This window comes from Janibacter sp. CX7 (assembly GCF_024362365.1).
In the GTDB taxonomy this organism is placed as follows: domain Bacteria; phylum Actinomycetota; class Actinomycetes; order Actinomycetales; family Dermatophilaceae; genus Janibacter.
This window is the reverse complement of sequence record NZ_CP101464.1, coordinates 639,200-654,745: the sequence shown is the minus strand read 5'-3', so window position 1 is coordinate 654,745 and position 15,546 is coordinate 639,200. Positions and strand designations below refer to the sequence as shown.

13 protein-coding genes are annotated in these 15,546 nt (G+C 70.2%); 5 read left to right on the top strand and 8 right to left on the bottom strand.

Annotated elements, in window-relative coordinates:
- Positions 1-3 precede the first annotated feature (3 nt).
- The 4 genes from NMQ01_RS03335 to typA are packed head-to-tail and all read right to left on the bottom strand — an operon-like array spanning position 4 to position 5,054.
- The gene (locus tag NMQ01_RS03335) at positions 4-492 is read right to left on the bottom strand and encodes a flavin reductase family protein (protein WP_255185455.1); all 489 of its coding nucleotides are present in this window, start codon (positions 490-492) and stop codon (positions 4-6) included.
- A complete protein-coding gene (gene mshB / locus NMQ01_RS03330) occupies positions 489-1,400 on the bottom strand; it encodes an N-acetyl-1-D-myo-inositol-2-amino-2-deoxy-alpha-D-glucopyranoside deacetylase (protein ID WP_255185454.1) in 912 nt (303 codons plus the stop codon). The genes NMQ01_RS03335 and mshB overlap by 4 nt, the downstream gene beginning before the upstream one ends.
- Entirely contained in the window at positions 1,397-3,145 is a 1,749-nt protein-coding gene (locus tag NMQ01_RS03325; protein ID WP_255185453.1) for an ABC transporter substrate-binding protein, read from the bottom strand. Before NMQ01_RS03325 ends, mshB begins: the two co-directional genes overlap by 4 nt.
- A gap of 13 nt (positions 3,146-3,158) precedes the next feature.
- Positions 3,159-5,054, bottom strand: coding sequence for a translational GTPase TypA (gene typA / locus NMQ01_RS03320; RefSeq protein WP_255185452.1), 1,896 nt, complete (start codon positions 5,052-5,054; stop codon positions 3,159-3,161).
- Between the two features lie 264 nt (positions 5,055-5,318).
- On the opposite strand from typA, the gene NMQ01_RS03315 reads away from it, so the two are divergent.
- From NMQ01_RS03315 to NMQ01_RS03295, 5 genes are all read left to right on the top strand, one after another.
- Complete coding sequence (locus tag NMQ01_RS03315; RefSeq protein WP_255185451.1) at positions 5,319-6,977, top strand: ABC transporter substrate-binding protein; 1,659 nt, start codon at positions 5,319-5,321, stop codon at positions 6,975-6,977.
- An 89-nt stretch (positions 6,978-7,066) separates the two neighbouring features.
- A complete protein-coding gene (locus tag NMQ01_RS03310) occupies positions 7,067-8,071 on the top strand; it encodes an ABC transporter permease (protein ID WP_255185450.1) in 1,005 nt (334 codons plus the stop codon).
- Complete coding sequence (locus tag NMQ01_RS03305) at positions 8,068-9,093, top strand: ABC transporter permease (protein ID WP_255185449.1); 1,026 nt, start codon at positions 8,068-8,070, stop codon at positions 9,091-9,093. The genes NMQ01_RS03310 and NMQ01_RS03305 overlap by 4 nt, the downstream gene beginning before the upstream one ends.
- Positions 9,094-9,098: 5 nt before the next feature.
- Entirely contained in the window at positions 9,099-10,154 is a 1,056-nt protein-coding gene (locus NMQ01_RS03300) for an ABC transporter ATP-binding protein (RefSeq protein ID WP_255185448.1), read from the top strand.
- Entirely contained in the window at positions 10,151-11,296 is a 1,146-nt protein-coding gene (locus NMQ01_RS03295) for an ABC transporter ATP-binding protein (protein ID WP_255185447.1), read from the top strand. Before NMQ01_RS03300 ends, NMQ01_RS03295 begins: the two co-directional genes overlap by 4 nt.
- 78 nt (positions 11,297-11,374) lie before the next feature.
- Here NMQ01_RS03295 and NMQ01_RS03290 read toward each other — a convergent pair whose 3' ends face one another.
- Genes NMQ01_RS03290 through NMQ01_RS03275 form a run of 4 tightly spaced genes read right to left on the bottom strand, consistent with a single transcriptional unit; the run spans position 11,375 to position 15,457 of the window.
- Positions 11,375-12,517, bottom strand: a complete 1,143-nt coding sequence (locus NMQ01_RS03290) for an ABC transporter ATP-binding protein (protein ID WP_255185446.1) — start codon at positions 12,515-12,517, stop codon at positions 11,375-11,377.
- On the bottom strand, positions 12,510-13,517 hold the full coding sequence (locus NMQ01_RS03285) for an ABC transporter ATP-binding protein (protein ID WP_255185445.1): 1,008 nt from the start codon (positions 13,515-13,517) through the stop codon (positions 12,510-12,512). The genes NMQ01_RS03290 and NMQ01_RS03285 overlap by 8 nt, the downstream gene beginning before the upstream one ends.
- A 19-nt stretch (positions 13,518-13,536) precedes the next feature.
- Positions 13,537-14,535, bottom strand: coding sequence for an ABC transporter permease (locus tag NMQ01_RS03280; protein WP_255185444.1), 999 nt, complete (start codon positions 14,533-14,535; stop codon positions 13,537-13,539).
- A complete protein-coding gene (locus NMQ01_RS03275; protein ID WP_255185443.1) occupies positions 14,528-15,457 on the bottom strand; it encodes an ABC transporter permease in 930 nt (309 codons plus the stop codon). Before NMQ01_RS03275 ends, NMQ01_RS03280 begins: the two co-directional genes overlap by 8 nt.
- Positions 15,458-15,546: the final 89 nt, after the last annotated feature.

Below are 15,546 nucleotides of genomic sequence, written 5' to 3'. Positions count from 1 at the left end.
CGGTCACCTCGTGCTCGTGTACTGGCTGCGGTAGTAGATCAGTGGGTCGTCTCGGCGGGCATCGGCCCGGCTCGTCACGACCTCGCCGACGACGATGGTGTGGTCGCCGGCATCGTGCAGGGCGCTCGTGCGGCACTCGAGGGTGCCCAGGGCGTCGTCCAGGAGGGCGACGCCGAGCTCGCCGCGGTGGTGCGGCACGCGCGAGAGCTGTCCCTGCAGCGGCCGACCACCGGTGCTCAGCCAGCTGGCCGCCGGTCGAGCCGCGCTCGGGAGGATCGAGATCCCCCACACGCCGGATTGTGTCACGGCCTCGTGCCAGCCGGTGTCCTTGACGACGCAGACGAGGACGAGCGGCGGGTCGAGCGAGACCGACGTGACCGAGTTGGCGGTCATCGCGTGGTCGTGCCCGTCGGCAACCGTCGTCACGACGGTCACCCCGGTCGCGAAGTGGGCCATGGTGTGCCGCAGGGTCGTCGGCGACAGCCCGGTCATCGGCGGGCCACGAGCGGCGGGCGCTCCCCCACGACGACGGCCGGCACGGGCTGCCCGGTCGTCAGGTCGAGCCGGGCGAAGCCCTCCCGCCCCGGCAGCCGCGCCGCGATGTCGTTGGACAGGGCATAGGTGCGCGAGGGCCCGAGCGTCACCTGGGTGCGGTGGTGCCGCAGCGCGGCCTCCTGCCGGTCCACGGCGACCTCGTCGACGATCGCGTGGGTCACGACCGCGTCGTCCACGACCGAAGGGGGCAGCTCCCCCGTCGGCTGCGTCCAGCCGTGCTGGGCCGGCGCGTGCAGCGTGGCGAGGACCTCGCGGTCCTCCAGGGCCCACGAGCGCGGGGTGAAGACGCCGAAGAGCGCCGGGCGGCTGCCCTCGGGCCGGGCGGCCACGGCCGCCCGGGTCACCTCGTGGGTGCGGATGTGGTCGGGGTGGGCATAGCCACCGTGGGCGTCATAGGTGACGACGACGTCGGGGTCGATCTCGTCGATGACCGCGCCGACGGCGGCGACCGCCTCGTCGGTGTCGGAGCGCACCCACGCGCGCGGGTCGTGCGCGCTCGGCGTGCCGGCCATGCCGGAGTCGCGCCACCGCGAGAGCCGGCCGGCGGCCGGGTCCTCGCCGAGCACCCGGCTGCGGGCGCCGATGGCCGTCATCGCGCCGCGCAGCTCGTCGCGGCGGAAGTCGCCGAGGGTGTCCTCGTGGTCGGCGTCGAGGTGCGCCAGCTCGGGCGGGATGACCTCGCCCTGCTCCCCGAGGGTGCAGGTGAGCACGTGCACCTCGTCGCCGGCGGCGACGTGGTGCGCGATGGCGACCCCCGTCGCGAGGCTCTCGTCGTCGGGGTGGGCGTGCACGAAGAGCAGCCGCGCGGGCCGCCCTTCGACCAGGACGGGCTCGGCGCGGCTCATCGAGACACCCCGATCAGACCCATCTCCGGCGTCCCGCCGTGCACGGGGTTGCCGACGAGCGAGGTGACCTCGGAGCCGGCGACATAGGTCAGTCGGCTCTGACGAAGGGGGATGTAGGCCCCGTCGCGCAGGAGGTCGGTGTCGACCTCGGCCCAGGCCTTCGCCCGCTTGCCGCGGTCGGTCTGCTTGCTCGCCCGGTCCATCGCGGCGTCGACCTTGCGGTCGGCGAGCAGGCCGTAGTCGCGGCCGACCGAGGTCTTCGACAGGTTGACCCGGTCGTCGAAGAGCGGCGGCAGGACGCTGGCGGCCGAGGGGATGTCAGGACCCCAGTTGGCCCAGACGACGTCGAGGTCCTCGGCGACCTTGCGGGTGCCGATCTGCTCGAAGTAGTCGTCCTCGGGGATCGCCTTGAGTGTGACGTCGAAGCCCGCGTCCTCCCACGGGCCCTCGAGCGCCCGCATCGCCGCGTCGGCACCCTCCGTGTCGCGGTAGCCGACGGTGATCTTCACCGGGGTGCGCACCTTGGCCTCGCGCAGCTGCTCGCGAGCGGCGGCGGTGTCGCCGCTCGGGCCGTGGTCGAGCACGGTGTCGTGAGCGGAGGGCAGCGCGGTGCCGAGCAGCGACCAGGTCGGGGTGCCGGAGCCGGCGCCGAGCGCCTCGGTGTAGGCCTCGCGGTGGGTCGCGGCGGCCAGTGCGGTGCGCACCGAGGACTTCTTCAGCGCGCTGCTGCGCACGTTGACCGCGAGGTAGTCGACGAGCTGCCCGTCGACGGAGACGGTCTGCGCGAGGTCGCCGGCCTCGTCCACGGCGGGGGCGAGGGATGCGGGCAGCGGGTCGAGCGCGAGCGTGCGTCCGCCGTCCTTGCCCTCGACGATCGTCTCGACGGCGTCCTTGGGCTCGACGCCCTCGCGGTGCTCGATGGTCCGGGGGCCGGTGCGGCGCAGCGGGTCGCTGCTGCGCGACCACTCGCGGTTGCGCACCCACGTGCCGCCCTTGCTCGGGTCCCACCCGTCCTCGAGCCGGTAGGGCCCGGAGGAGAAGGCCGCGTGCGTCGCGTCCTTGCCCTCCTGCGAGGCCTTGAAGGGGGCGAACTCCGGCAGCGAGACGATCTCGCCGAAGTTGCCCACCGGCTCGGCGAGGTGGAAGACGACCGTCCGCTCGTCACGGCACTCGACCGCTCGCTCCAGGAGCCGACGGTTGGCGGCGGAGGTACCCCCCTTCGCCAGCGGTCCGGGGTAGCGCGAGGTGCCGTCCGGCTTCTTGGGGATGTCGAGGTAGGTCAGGGCGTAGCCGCTGGAGGTGATGTCGGCGTCGAAGGACCGGGCGACGCCGTACTGCACGTCCTCGCAGGTGATCGCGGAGCCGTCCTGCCACGTCACCCCGGGGCGAAGGGAGAAGGTCCACGTCGTCGCGTCCTTGCTCGGGCGGCCGGAGCTCGTGGCGAGGTCACCGCGCAGGGTGCGCTGACCGGCGAGGTCGGCCGCCGGGGCATAGGCGGTGAGCGTGCGCATCCACGTGCGCGAGGCGAAGCCCGCCGTCTGACGGCTGGTGATGCGCTGCGGGTCCCACGAGGGCAGCGGACCGGCGGAGAGCACGGTCAGGCGGTCCTTCGGGCCGCTGACGCCGCCGGTGCTCGTCCCCGGGCCGGGCCCGGGACCGCCGCCGGAGTGGGTGCACCCGGCCGCGCCCGCCGCGAGGGCGAGCGCGGTCGCGGTGGCGACCAGGGCGGCGGTGCTGCGCCTCATCGGCGCCCCGACCTCAGGAGTTGCGGGCGCGCGCTGCCGCCCGGGCCCGCAGAGAAGCGGTCAGCTCGACCTTGCGGATGCGGACCGCGTCGGGGGTGACCTCGACGCACTCGTCCTCGCGGCAGAACTCGAGCGACTGCTCGAGGCTCAGCTTGCGCGGCGGGACGACCTTCTCGAAGTTGTCCGCGGAGGAGGCGCGCACGTTGGTGAGCTTCTTCTCCTTGGTGATGTTGACGTCCATGTCGTCGGCGCGCGAGTTCTCGCCGACGATCATGCCCTCGTAGACCTCGGTGCCCGGCTCGACGAAGAGGGCACCGCGCTCCTGGAGGTTGACCATCGCGTAGGCGGTGACCGGCCCGGAGCGATCGGCGACGAGCGACCCGGAGACGCGGGTGGTGATCGTGCCGAACCACGGCTCGTAGCCCTCGAAGACGTGGTGCGCGATGCCCGCGCCCCGGGTCTCGGTGAGGAATTCGGTGCGGAAGCCGATGAGACCGCGCGAGGGCACGAGGAACTCCATGCGGATCCAGCCGGTGCCGTGGTTGGTCATCTGCTCCATGCGGCCCTTGCGGGCGGCGAGGACCTGGGTGATCGAGCCGAGGTACTCCTCGGGGGTGTCGATCGTCAGGCGCTCGACCGGCTCGTGGACCTTGCCGTCGACCTCACGGGTGACGACCTGCGGCTTGCCGACGGTCATCTCGAAGCCCTCGCGGCGCATCTGCTCGACGAGGATCGCCAGCGCGAGCTCGCCTCGGCCCTGGACCTCCCACGCGTCGGGGCGCTCGGTCGGCAGCACGCGCAGCGAGACGTTGCCGATGAGCTCCTTGTCGAGGCGGTCCTTGACCATGCGGGCGGTGACCTTCGTGCCCTTCGTCGGGCCGCGGCCCACGAGGGGCGAGGTGTTGGTGCCCAGGGTCAGCGAGATGGCCGGCTCGTCGACGGTGATGACCGGCAGCGGGATCGGGTTGTCGGCGTCGGCGATGGTGTCGCCGATCATGATGTCGGGGATGCCCGCGATGGCGATGATGTCGCCGGGGCGCGCCGCACCGGTGTCGAGCGGCTTGCGCTCCAGACCCTCGGTGATGAGCAGCTCGGTGATCTTGACCCGCTCGGTCGTGCCGTCGTGGCGGCACCAGGTGACCTGCTGGCCCTTGCGCAGCTCGCCGTTGAAGACGCGCAGCAGCGCGAGGCGGCCGAGGAAGTTGCTCGAGTCGAGGTTGGTGACGTGCGCCTGGAGCGGGGCGTCCGACTCGTAGGAGGGAGCCGGGATCGTCTCCATGATCGTCTTGAAGAGCGGCTCGAGGTCCTCGTTGTCCGGCAGGGTGCCGTCCGCGGGGCGGGCCAGGCTCGCGGCGCCGGCCTTGCCCGAGGCGTAGACGATGGGGAACTCGATCTGGTCCTCGTCGGCGTCGAGGTCCATGAAGAGCTCGTAGACCTCGTCGACGACCTCGCTGATCCGGCTGTCGGGCCGGTCGACCTTGTTGATGCACAGGATGACCGGCATCTTGGCGGCGAGCGCCTTGCGCAGGACGAAGCGGGTCTGCGGCAGCGGGCCCTCGGAGGCGTCGACGAGCAGGACGACGCCGTCGACCATCGACAGGCCGCGCTCGACCTCGCCACCGAAGTCGGCGTGGCCGGGGGTGTCGATGATGTTGATCGTCACGCCGTCGGGGGCGTCGTGGGCCGCGGCCGACGGGCCGTTGTAGTGGATCGCCGTGTTCTTGGCGAGGATGGTGATGCCCTTCTCCCGCTCGAGGTCACCGGAGTCCATCGCCCGCTCGTCGACGTGGTCGTGCTCGCCGAAGGCACCCCCCTGCCAGAGCATCTTGTCGACGAGGGTGGTCTTGCCGTGGTCGACGTGGGCGACGATGGCGACATTGCGGATGTCGCTGCGAGAGATCAGGGGCATGCTCGCGATCATCTCAGCCCGTGGGCCCCTGCCCCAAATGGACGAAGGGGGGACCCTCCCCCTTCGCACGGAGCAGGTGAGGGTTTTCCCCCTTCGCCGGACATCCTGCGGTCGGTCGGGTCTCGCTCCGATAAAGGTCGTCGCCTCGCCGCGCCCCGACCGCAGGATCGGGCTAGATTGCCGCAACCGTGTGCGCTGGGTCACTGGCGCCCCGGTCGCGGCCCGGTCGACCCCGCTGGGCCGGATCTGACAAGCGAGGAACACATGTCGATGAGGAAAGCAGCGCCCCTGGCCGCTCTCGCCGCCACCGCACTGACGCTCAGCGCGTGCGCCCAGAGCGACCGCGACGACTCCGGCTCCGGCGGTGGCGACACCGACGGCACCTTCACCTTCGGCGCGGCCGGCGCCCCCGAGGTCTTCGATCCCTTCTACGCGAGTGACGGCGAGACCTTCCGCGTCACCCGCCAGATCTTCGAGGGTCTGGTCGAGGTCGAGGAGGGCAGCTCCGAGATCGGGCCCGGCCTGGCCGAGAAGTGGGAACCGTCCAAGGACGGCAAGACGTGGACCTTCACCCTGCGCAAGGGCGTGAAGTTCAGCGACGGCGAGACCCTCGACGCGCAGGCGGTCTGCGACAACTTCGAGCGCATGGCCGACCAGAACGAGACCGCCCAGGCCGGCCCCGCCGAGTACTGGGCCTACTCGATGGAGGGCTTCGGCAAGGACTCGCTCTACCGCAGCTGCGAGGCGAGCGACGACCAGACCGTCGTGCTCAAGATCGCCCGGGCCACCTCGAAGTTCCCGGCGATGCTCTCGCTGTCGGCCTTCGGCATCCAGTCCCCCAAGGCGCTGGAGGAGGGCAAGGCCAACGACGTCAAGAAGCAGGGCGAGGGCTTCGCCTACCCGAAGAACTCCGAGAACCCCGTCGGCACCGGCCCGTACACCTTCGACAGCTACGACGAGGCCAACAAGACGGTCACGCTCAAGCGCAACGACGACTACTGGGGCGACAAGGCGAAGAACGCCGAGATCGTCTTCGACATCATCCCCAACGAGTCGACGCGCCGGCAGGAGCTCGAGGCCGACAGCATCAACGGCTACGACCTGCCCAACCCCGTCGACTGGAAGGGTCTGGAGGACGCCGGCAACCAGGTCGAGGTCCGCGACCCCTTCAACGTCCTCTACGTCGCCTTCAACCCGGAGAAGAACCCGGCCCTGAAGGACCTCAAGGTCCGCCAGGCGCTCGACATGGCGGTCAACCGCGAGCAGCTGGTCAAGTCCCAGCTGCCGGAGGGCGCCACCGCGGCCTCGCAGTTCTACCCCGACACCGTCGAGGGCTACAACAAGGACCTCGCGGTCACGAAGTACGACCCCGAGGGTGCCAAGAAGCTGCTCAAGGAGGCGGGCCAGGAGAACCTCAAGCTGACCTTCGCCTACCCGAGCGAGGTCACCCGGCCCTACATGCCCAACCCGCAGAAGATCCACGAGGCGATCCGCAAGGACTTCGAGAAGGCCGGCGTCAAGGTCGAGGTCGTCACCAAGCCGTGGAACGGCGGCTACCTCGACGGCGTCGACAACGGCCAGTTCGACGCCTGGCTGCTCGGCTGGACGGGTGACTACAACTCGGCCGACAACTTCATCGGCACCTTCTTCGGCAACCTCAAGTCCAACGACTTCCACACCTCCGCGACGGACTTCGGCTCCGACCTGAGCAAGGAGCTCAAGGACGCCGACCAGACGGTCGACGAGGCCGAGCGGACGAAGAAGTACGAGGACCTGAACAAGAAGATCCACGACGAGTACGTGCCCGGCCTGCCGATCTCGCACTCGCCGCCCGCGATCGTCGTCAACGAGGACGTCGAGGGTCTCGTCGCCAGCCCGCTGACCGCCGAGCGCTTCTCGTCGGTCACGGTCGGCGGCAAGTGACCCACACCCGCAGGTGACCTCGTGACGGGGCCGCCTCGACCGACCGGTCGGGGCGGCCCCGGTCCGCGGTCCACGTCAGGAGTCCCCACGTGCTGAGATTCATCATCCGCCGGCTCATGCAGCTGGTGCTCGTCGTCTTCGTGCTCTCGCTGCTGCTCTTCCTGTGGTTGCGCGCGCTGCCGGGCGGCATCGTCTCGGCGATGCTCGGTGAGCGCGCCACCCCCGAGACCCGCGCCCGGCTGACCCACGAGCTCGGCCTCGACGAGCCGATCTGGGTGCAGTACTGGACCTTCCTCAAGCGCGCGGTCACCGGCGACTTCGGCGTCTCCAACGGCGTCCAGCCCGGCAAGCCGGCGATGGACCTCCTCCTCGAGCGCTTCCCAGCGACGATCGAGCTCAGCGCGGTGGCCCTGGTCATCGCCATCGGCCTCGCCCTGCCGCTCGGCTACCTCGCCGCCAAGCGCCGTGGGGGCCTGCTCGACAACCTCAGCATCGTCGGCTCGCTCGTCGGCGTGGCCGTCCCCGTCTTCTTCCTCGCCTTCCTCCTGCGCTACGTCTTCGCCCAGGAGCTGCACTGGCTGCCGGTCTCCGGGCGCCAGGAGGTCGACGCCACCCGCGTGACGGGCTTCTTCATCCTCGACGGCCTGCTCACCCGCGAGTGGGATGCGTCGTGGGATGCCTTCAAGCACCTCATCCTGCCGGGCATCGCCCTGGCCTCCATCCCCTTCTCGATGATCTTCCGCATCACCCGCGCGAGCGTGCTCGAGGTCCTCGACGAGGACTACGTGCGCACCGCCCAGGCCAAGGGCCTGACCCAGCGGGTCGTGCGCGGTCGACACGTCATGCGCAATGCCTTGCTGCCCGTGCTCACCGCGATCGGTCTGCAGATGGGCGGCCTGCTCGCCGGCGCGGTGCTCACGGAGTCGGTCTTCAACATCGCCGGCATCGGCGACGCCCTGCGCCAGGCCTTCACCCTGCGCGACTACCCGGTGCTGCAGGTGCTCATCCTCGCGGCCGCGGTCACCTACGTCATCGTCAACCTGGTCGTCGACGTCCTCTACGCCGTCGTCGACCCCCGAGTGAGGACCCGATGAGCCAGGACTCCCAGCACCCGGACGAGCAGCCGGACCGGCCCCGCCGCGGCCTCGGCGCCCGGCGCAAGCAGCGCATCGACGACCTCGCCGCCACGAGCGGCGCCACGGGCGGCGCGACCGTCATCGAGGCCGGCACGATCGACGACGGAGCCGGGGTCGGCCTCGTCGCCTCCGCGTGGCGCCGGCTGCGCCGCAACCCGATCTTCCTGCTCGGCCTGGCCATCACCATCGCCTTCGTCGTGCTCGCGATCATCGCGCCGTGGATCGCACCGCACGACCCGGCCGACAACCCCCTCATCGACAAGGTGAGCCCGCAGTCCAACCCGATCCCCGGCGCGGAGCCGGGCTTCCCCCTCGGGGCCGACAGCTCGGGACGGGACTTCTTCTCCCGGCTGCTCGTCGGCTCGCGCCAGACCCTCGTCGTCGGCGTGGCCGCGACGCTCGGCGGGCTGGGCGGGGGGCTGGCGCTCGGCACCCTCGCGGGCGCCTTCGGCGGGGTGGTCGACGCGGTCATCATGCGCGTCGTCGACGTCATGCTCTCGATCCCGAGCCTCCTGCTCGCCTTCTCCATCGCGGCCATCGCCGCCCGACCGAGCCAGTGGACGGTCATCATCGCCATCGCCGTCGTCCAGGTGCCGATCTTCGCCCGGCTGCTGCGTGGCTCGATGCTCGCGCAGCGCAGCAAGGACCACGTCCTCGCCGCCCGGGCACTCGGCGTCAAGCGCTCGGCCATCGTCCTGCGGCACATGCTGCCCAACTCGCTCGGCCCGGTCATCGTCCAGGCGACCCTCGTGCTCGCGACGGCGATCATCGACGCCGCGGCGCTCTCCTACCTCGGTCTCGGGCTGCCCGACGACCGCGTCCCCGAGTGGGGCCAGATGCTCGGCACCTCGGAGGTCTACTTCCAGGACCACCCGCACCTGGCCTTCTACCCGGCCATCTGCATCATCGTCGTCGCCCTCGGCTTCACCCTCATGGGCGAGTCGCTGCGCGAGGCGCTCGACCCCAAGAGCCGGAGGTGAGCGGCATGACGACCGCCCCCACGCCCCGCGGTGCCCGTCCGGGCGCCGGCACTCCCCTGCTGTCCGTGCGCGACCTGTCGGTGACCTTCACGCGGCAGGGGCAGGCCCCCTTCGCCGCCGTCGACGGGGTCAGCTTCGACGTCCAGCCCGGTCAGACCGTCGGCCTCGTCGGCGAGTCCGGCTGCGGCAAGTCGGTCACGTCGCTCGCGATCATGGGCCTGCTGCCCGGCCGCGGCAACGAGGTCAGCGGTTCGGTGACCTTCGACGGCACCGACCTGCTCGGCCTCTCCGACAAGCAGATGCGCGCGCGGCGTGGCCGCGACGTCAGCATGATCTTCCAGGACCCGCTCTCCTCCCTCAACCCCGTCGTCCCCATCGGCCGACAGGTCACCGAGGTGCTCGAGCGGCACAAGGGCATGTCGCGCAAGGAGGCCACGCCCCACGCGCGCGACATGCTCAAGAAGGTCGGCATCCCCGACCCCGACCGCCGGCTCAAGGACTACCCGCACCAGCTCTCCGGCGGCATGCGCCAGCGCGCGCTCATCGCCATGGCCCTGGCCTGCGAACCCCGGCTGCTCATCGCCGACGAGCCGACGACGGCGCTCGACGTGACGATCCAGGCCCAGATCCTCGCGCTGCTGCGCGAGCTGGTCGAGGAGACGGGCACGGCCCTGATCATGATCACCCACGACCTCGGTGTGGTCGCCGGGCTGTGCGACGAGATCAACGTCCTCTACGGCGGCCGCATCGTCGAGCGGGCGGAGCGCCACGACCTCTTCGCCCAGCCGCGCCACCCGTACACCGGCGGGCTGCTCTCGAGCGTCCCGAGCCTCGACGGCGAGCGCGGCGCGCGGCTCGACCCCGTGCCCGGGTCGGTCGCCGACAACCTCCCGTGGACGAGCTCGTGCGCCTTCGCCCCACGGTGCGCCAGCGCGACCGACCACTGCCGCGAGGCCACCCCCGACCTCGCCGTCGGGGGCTCGCGTGCGCTGCGCTGCTTCAACCCCCTCGCCGGCGACCCCTCGCCCGCCGAGGCCGCGACGACCGAGGAGGTCCGATGACCACCACGAGCCCCGAGCCGACCGCCACGACCAGCGACACCGACGTCCTCGTCGACGTCCGCGGCCTCAAGGTCCACTACCCGATCACCAAGGGCGTCGTCTTCGACAAGGTCGTCGGCCACGTCTACGCCGTCGACGGTGTCGACCTGCAGATCCGTCGCGGCGAGACCTACGGACTCGTCGGCGAGTCCGGCTGCGGCAAGTCCACCCTCGGCCGCGCGATCCTCCACCTCGAGCCGGCGACCGACGGCACGGTCACCTTCGACGGCGAGCCGATCTCCACGCTGACGGGCGAGGCACTGCGGAGCCGGCGCAAGGACCTGCAGATGGTCTTCCAGGACCCGATGGGCAGCCTCGACCCGCGCCAGAGCGTCGAGGCGCTGCTCGTCGAAGGGATGAAGGCCCACGGGATCGCCAAGGACGCCAAGGAGGCCGAGCCCCGCCTGCGCCAGCTGCTCGCCGACGTCGGTCTGCCGCCCGCCGCCCTGAAGAAGTACCCCCACGAGTTCTCCGGCGGTCAGCGCCAGCGCATCGGCATCGCCCGGGCCCTGAGCGTCGACCCCGAGCTCATCGTCGCCGACGAGCCAGTCTCCGCGCTCGACGTGTCGGTGCAGGCGCAGGTCATCAACCTCATGTCCGACCTGCAGGACGAGTACGGCCTGACCTATCTCGTCATCGCCCACGACCTCGCGGTGGTGCGGCACATCAGCGACCGCGTCGGGGTCATGTACCTCGGCGGCATCGTCGAGGAGGCCCCGGCCGACGACCTCTACGCCACTCCCCTGCACCCCTACACGCGGGCCCTGCTGTCCGCCGTGCCGGTGCCGGACCCGGTCGTCGAGGACACCCGGGAGCAGATCCTGCTGAGCGGCGACCTGCCCTCCCCCGCCAACCCGCCGTCGGGCTGCCGCTTCCACACCCGCTGCCCCTGGCGGCAGGAGACCCGCTGCGACACCGAGCGTCCGCAGCTGCGGGTCGTCTCCGACGCCGCCGAGCACAAGGTCGCCTGCCACTGGGCCGAGCAGATCGCCTCCGGCGAGATCCAGCCGCACGCCGTCACGGCGACGGTCGACGAGACCGGCGCGGCCCTCGCAGCGGAGGCGGAGGCCGAGCGGATCGTCGGGGAGATCCCCTTCTCCTAGCGGATACCGGCACGGCGAAGGGGGTGTCCCACCGATCGGTGGGACACCCCCTTCGTCGTGGTGCGGTCGGTGACCCGACTACGCCCCGGCCGTCGAGGTGTCGGTCGTGGCCCCACCGGCGGCAGCGCCACCGGCTCGGCCCGCGGCCATCACGTCGTCGACGTCGGCGAGGCCCTGGCCGGCGAAGAGGCCCGAGTCGATGTCGGTCACGTCCTGCGTCTCGACGATGACCCGCGGCTCGGCGAAGTGGCAGCGCGAGGGGTGCTCGCCGGCACCGTCGCTGCGCAGCTCGAGCACGGGGGTCTCCGTGCGGCAGATGTCCTGCGCCTTCCAGCAGCGGGTGTGGAAGTGGCAGCCCTGCGGCGGGTTGGCCGGGGACGGCACGTCGCCGCTGAGGACGATCTGGTCGCGCTTGCCGCGCAGGGTCGGGTCCGGCACCGGCACGGCGGAGAGCAGAGCCTGGGTGTAGGGGTGCGTCGGGCGCGAGTAGATGTCGTCCTCGTCGCCGATCTCGACCATGCGGCCGAGGTACATGACCCCGACCCGGTCGGAGATGTGGCGCACCACGGACAGGTCGTGGGCGATGAAGATGTAGGACAGGCCGAGCTCGTCCTGCAGCTTTTCCATCAGGTTGATGACCTGCGCCTGGACCGACACGTCGAGCGCGGAGACCGGCTCGTCGCAGATGAGCACCTTGGGGTTGAGCGCGATGCCACGGGCGATGCCGATGCGCTGGCGCTGGCCGCCGGAGAACTGGTGCGGGTAGCGGTTGATGTGCTCGGGGTTGAGACCCACGAGCTCCAGCAGCTCCTGGACCCGGCGCTTGCGTCCACCACGCGGCACGACGTCGGAGTGGATCTCCAGCGGCTCGGCCACGATCTCGCCGACGGTGCGCCGGGGGTTGAGCGAGGTGTAGGGGTCCTGGAAGACGATCTGGATGTCGCGACGCAGCTTGCGCATCGCGGACCCCGACTGGCTGTACATGTCGACCCCGTCGAAGTCGACGGTGCCCTCGGTCGGCTCCTCGAGCCGCATGAGCAGTCGACCCAGGGTCGACTTGCCGCAGCCGGACTCACCGACGATGCCGAGCGTCTCGCCCTTGTAGAGCTCGAAGTCGACACCGTCGACGGCCTTGACGTGGCCGACGGTCGTGCGGAGCACACCGCCCTTGATCGGGTAGTGCTTCTTCAGGCCCTTGGCCGTGAGGATCGCCTCAGGCATCGAGCACCTCCTGGCTGAAGTGGCAGGCGGACTGGCGACGCGGGCCGATGTCGAGCAGCTCGGGGCGCTCGGTCCGGCAGATGTCCTGCGCCATGACGCAGCGCGGGTTGAAGGCGCACCCCTCGGGGATGCGGGTGAGGTTCGGCGGCAGGCCACCGATGGCCGAGAGCGACTGGCCCTTCTGGTCCAGGCGCGGGATCGACTCGAGCAGACCCCGGGTGTAGGGGTGACCCGGCCGCGCGTAGATCTCGTCGACGTCGGCCCGCTCGACGATCCGACCGGCGTACATGACCGCGATGCGGTCAGCGACGTCGGCAACGACACCCAGGTCGTGCGTGATGAGGATCAGACCCATCTTGAACTCCTCCTGCAGCTCCTGCAGGAGGGACATGATCTGGGCCTGGACCGTCACGTCGAGCGCCGTCGTCGGCTCGTCGGCGATGAGCACCTTGGGGTCGAGCGCGATCGCCATGGCGATCATGATGCGCTGCCGCATACCGCCCGAGAACTGGTGCGGGTAGGCCTTGACGCGGTCCTTGGCCGCCGGGATGTTGACGCGCTCCATGAGGCGCACGGCCTCGGCGTAGGCGTCCGCGCGGTTGGACCCGCGGTGCACGCGGAACATCTCCGCGATCTGCCAACCGACCGGGAAGACGGGGTTGAGCGAGCTGAGCGCGTCCTGGAAGATCATCGAGATCTCCGGGCCACGGGTCGCGCGCCGCGCCTCCTCTGGCATGGTCAGCAGGTCCTGACCCTTGTAGAGGATCCGCCCGCCCGGGATGACGGCCGGGGGCATGTCGAGGATGCCCATGATCGCCTGCGCGGTCACGGACTTGCCCGACCCGGACTCGCCGAGGATCGCCAGCGTCTCGCCCTCGTCGAGGGTGAAGTTGACGCCGTTGATCGCCTTGGCGATGCCCTCCCGGGTGTGGAACTCGACGTGGAGGTCGTCGACCTCGAGCAGGTGCTCGCCGGACGACGGGGTCGTCGGTGTGGTCATGTGGTCACTCACCTGTCTCTCAGCGCCCCTTCGGGTCGAAGGCGTCACGCACGGCGTCGCCGAGCATGATGAAGGCCAGGACCGTGATGCTCAGGAAGAGCGCCGGGAAGAAGAGGATGTGCGGGTAGGTCTGCAGCGGCACGAGGGCGTCGTTGATCATCACACCCCAGGACACGGTCGGCGGGCGCAGACCGATGCCGAGGAAGGACAGCGTCGCCTCCGCGGCGATGTAGCTGCCGAGGTTGATCGTCGTGACGACGATCGCCGGGGCCATCGCATTGGGCAGGACGTGCCGGCGGATGATCCGCATCGGCGAGGCGCCGAGGGCGCGGGCCGCCTGGACGTAGTCGTTGGGCTTGACCTGGATGACCGAGCTGCGCATGAGGCGCATGAGGCTCGGCCAGCCGAAGAGGACGAAGACGAGCACGACCTGCATCACGACGCCGAAGTAGCCCTGGATCGGGATGCCGAAGATCTCCTCCCGCTCCCGGATCGAGGACAGGAAGATGATGCCCGACAGCAGCAGCGGGATGGCGAAGAAGATGTCGCCGGCACGGCTGATGAGGGCGTCGACCCAGCCGCCGATGTACCCGGCGATCAGACCCAGCAAGGACCCGAGCAGGAGCACGCCGAGGGTCGAGAGCACGCCGACGATGATCGACGCGCGGGCGCCGTAGATCGTGCGGGTGTAGATGTCCTGGCCCTGGGTGTCGGTGCCGAACCAGTGCTCGCCACTCGGGGTCTGGCGGGCCTTGCTCAGGTCGTTGAACTTCAGGTCGTAGGTCGTGAAGAGGGAGGGCCAGATCGCCATCAGCAGGAGGATGATGATCAGCACCCCCGAGATCCAGAAGAGCGGGTTGCGACGAAGGGAGGCGAAGGCGTCCGCGGTGAGGGAGCGGGCCTCGCCCCCTTCGGGCGCGGTGCCGACCGCGATGGCCGCCTCGCGCGTCGTCGTCGACGTCGCCTCGTCCTGGCCGGGGTCCTGTGCGGCGTCCTGGGCCGTGCTCTTGTCAGTCATTGCTGATCCTCGGGTCGAGGGCGCCGTAGAGGAGGTCGACGATGAGGTTCATCACCAGGTAGACGATGACCAGCGCCGTGACCGCCCCGACGACGGCGATGCCGTCACGGTTGCGGATACCGGTGAAGATGTAGCCACCGACGCCCATGATGTTGAAGATGCCCTCCGTGACGATGGCGCCACCGAGCAGGGCACCGAAGTCGTAGCCCATGAAGGTGATGACGGGGATCATCGAGTTGCGCAGGGTGTGGATGCCGATGATGCGCTTGGGCGAGAGGCCCTTGGCCTTCGCGGTGCGCACGTAGTCGGACTTGATGTTCTCGGCGATGTTGGTGCGCATGAGGCGCGCGATGTAGGCCAAGGAGGTCGAGCCGAGCACCATCGCCGGCATGATCAGGCTGTAGAAGCTCGGGTCCTTGCCGGACGCCAGCGCCGGGAAGATGCCCCACTTGAGGCCGAGGAAGTAGCGGGCCGCGAAGCCGACGACGAAGATCGGCACGGAGATGACGAAGAGCGTGCTGATGAGCACGAGGTTGTCGATGAACCCGCCCTTGCGCAGACCTGCGAGGACACCGGCGATGATGCCGATGACGCCCTCGAAGACCAGGGCCATGACGGCGAGCTTGCCGGTGACCGTGAAGCGCTCACCGAGCTCCTCGGCCACGGAGTTGCCGTACTGGTTCTCGCCGAAGTCGCCCTGCAGGACGTTCTTGGCGTAGTAGCCGTACTGGACCGGCAGCGGGTCGTCCAGGTGGTACTTCTCGTTGAACTTCTCGACGTAGGCAGCGGGACACGGCCGCTCGCCACACTTGCCTGCCGTGGGGTCGCCGGGCATGGCGAAGACCATGGCGTAGATCAGGAACGTGGAGAGGATGATCACCGGGATCATCTGGAGCAATCGGCGAACGATGTACTTGCCCACGTGCACCTCCTATGGAGCTGGTAGCGCACCTCAGTCCCGGGGTGCCGGGAGAGGGTAACTCATTGGGTGTGACCGGTATCCGCGATCGG

Coding starts and splice junctions, on each gene's coding strand:
- NMQ01_RS03300 (WP_255185448.1), top strand. CDS start 9,099: ATGACGACCGCCCCCACGCCCCGCGGTGCCCGTCCGGGCGCCGGCACT.
- NMQ01_RS03315 (WP_255185451.1), top strand. CDS start 5,319: ATGTCGATGAGGAAAGCAGCGCCCCTGGCCGCTCTCGCCGCCACCGCA.
- typA (WP_255185452.1), bottom strand. CDS start 5,054: ATGCCCCTGATCTCTCGCAGCGACATCCGCAATGTCGCCATCGTCGCC.
- NMQ01_RS03285 (WP_255185445.1), bottom strand. CDS start 13,517: ATGACCACACCGACGACCCCGTCGTCCGGCGAGCACCTGCTCGAGGTC.
- NMQ01_RS03295 (WP_255185447.1), top strand. CDS start 10,151: ATGACCACCACGAGCCCCGAGCCGACCGCCACGACCAGCGACACCGAC.
- mshB (WP_255185454.1), bottom strand. CDS start 1,400: ATGAGCCGCGCCGAGCCCGTCCTGGTCGAAGGGCGGCCCGCGCGGCTG.
- NMQ01_RS03290 (WP_255185446.1), bottom strand. CDS start 12,517: ATGCCTGAGGCGATCCTCACGGCCAAGGGCCTGAAGAAGCACTACCCG.
- NMQ01_RS03280 (WP_255185444.1), bottom strand. CDS start 14,535: ATGACTGACAAGAGCACGGCCCAGGACGCCGCACAGGACCCCGGCCAG.
- NMQ01_RS03325 (WP_255185453.1), bottom strand. CDS start 3,145: ATGAGGCGCAGCACCGCCGCCCTGGTCGCCACCGCGACCGCGCTCGCC.
- NMQ01_RS03305 (WP_255185449.1), top strand. CDS start 8,068: ATGAGCCAGGACTCCCAGCACCCGGACGAGCAGCCGGACCGGCCCCGC.
- NMQ01_RS03335 (WP_255185455.1), bottom strand. CDS start 492: ATGACCGGGCTGTCGCCGACGACCCTGCGGCACACCATGGCCCACTTC.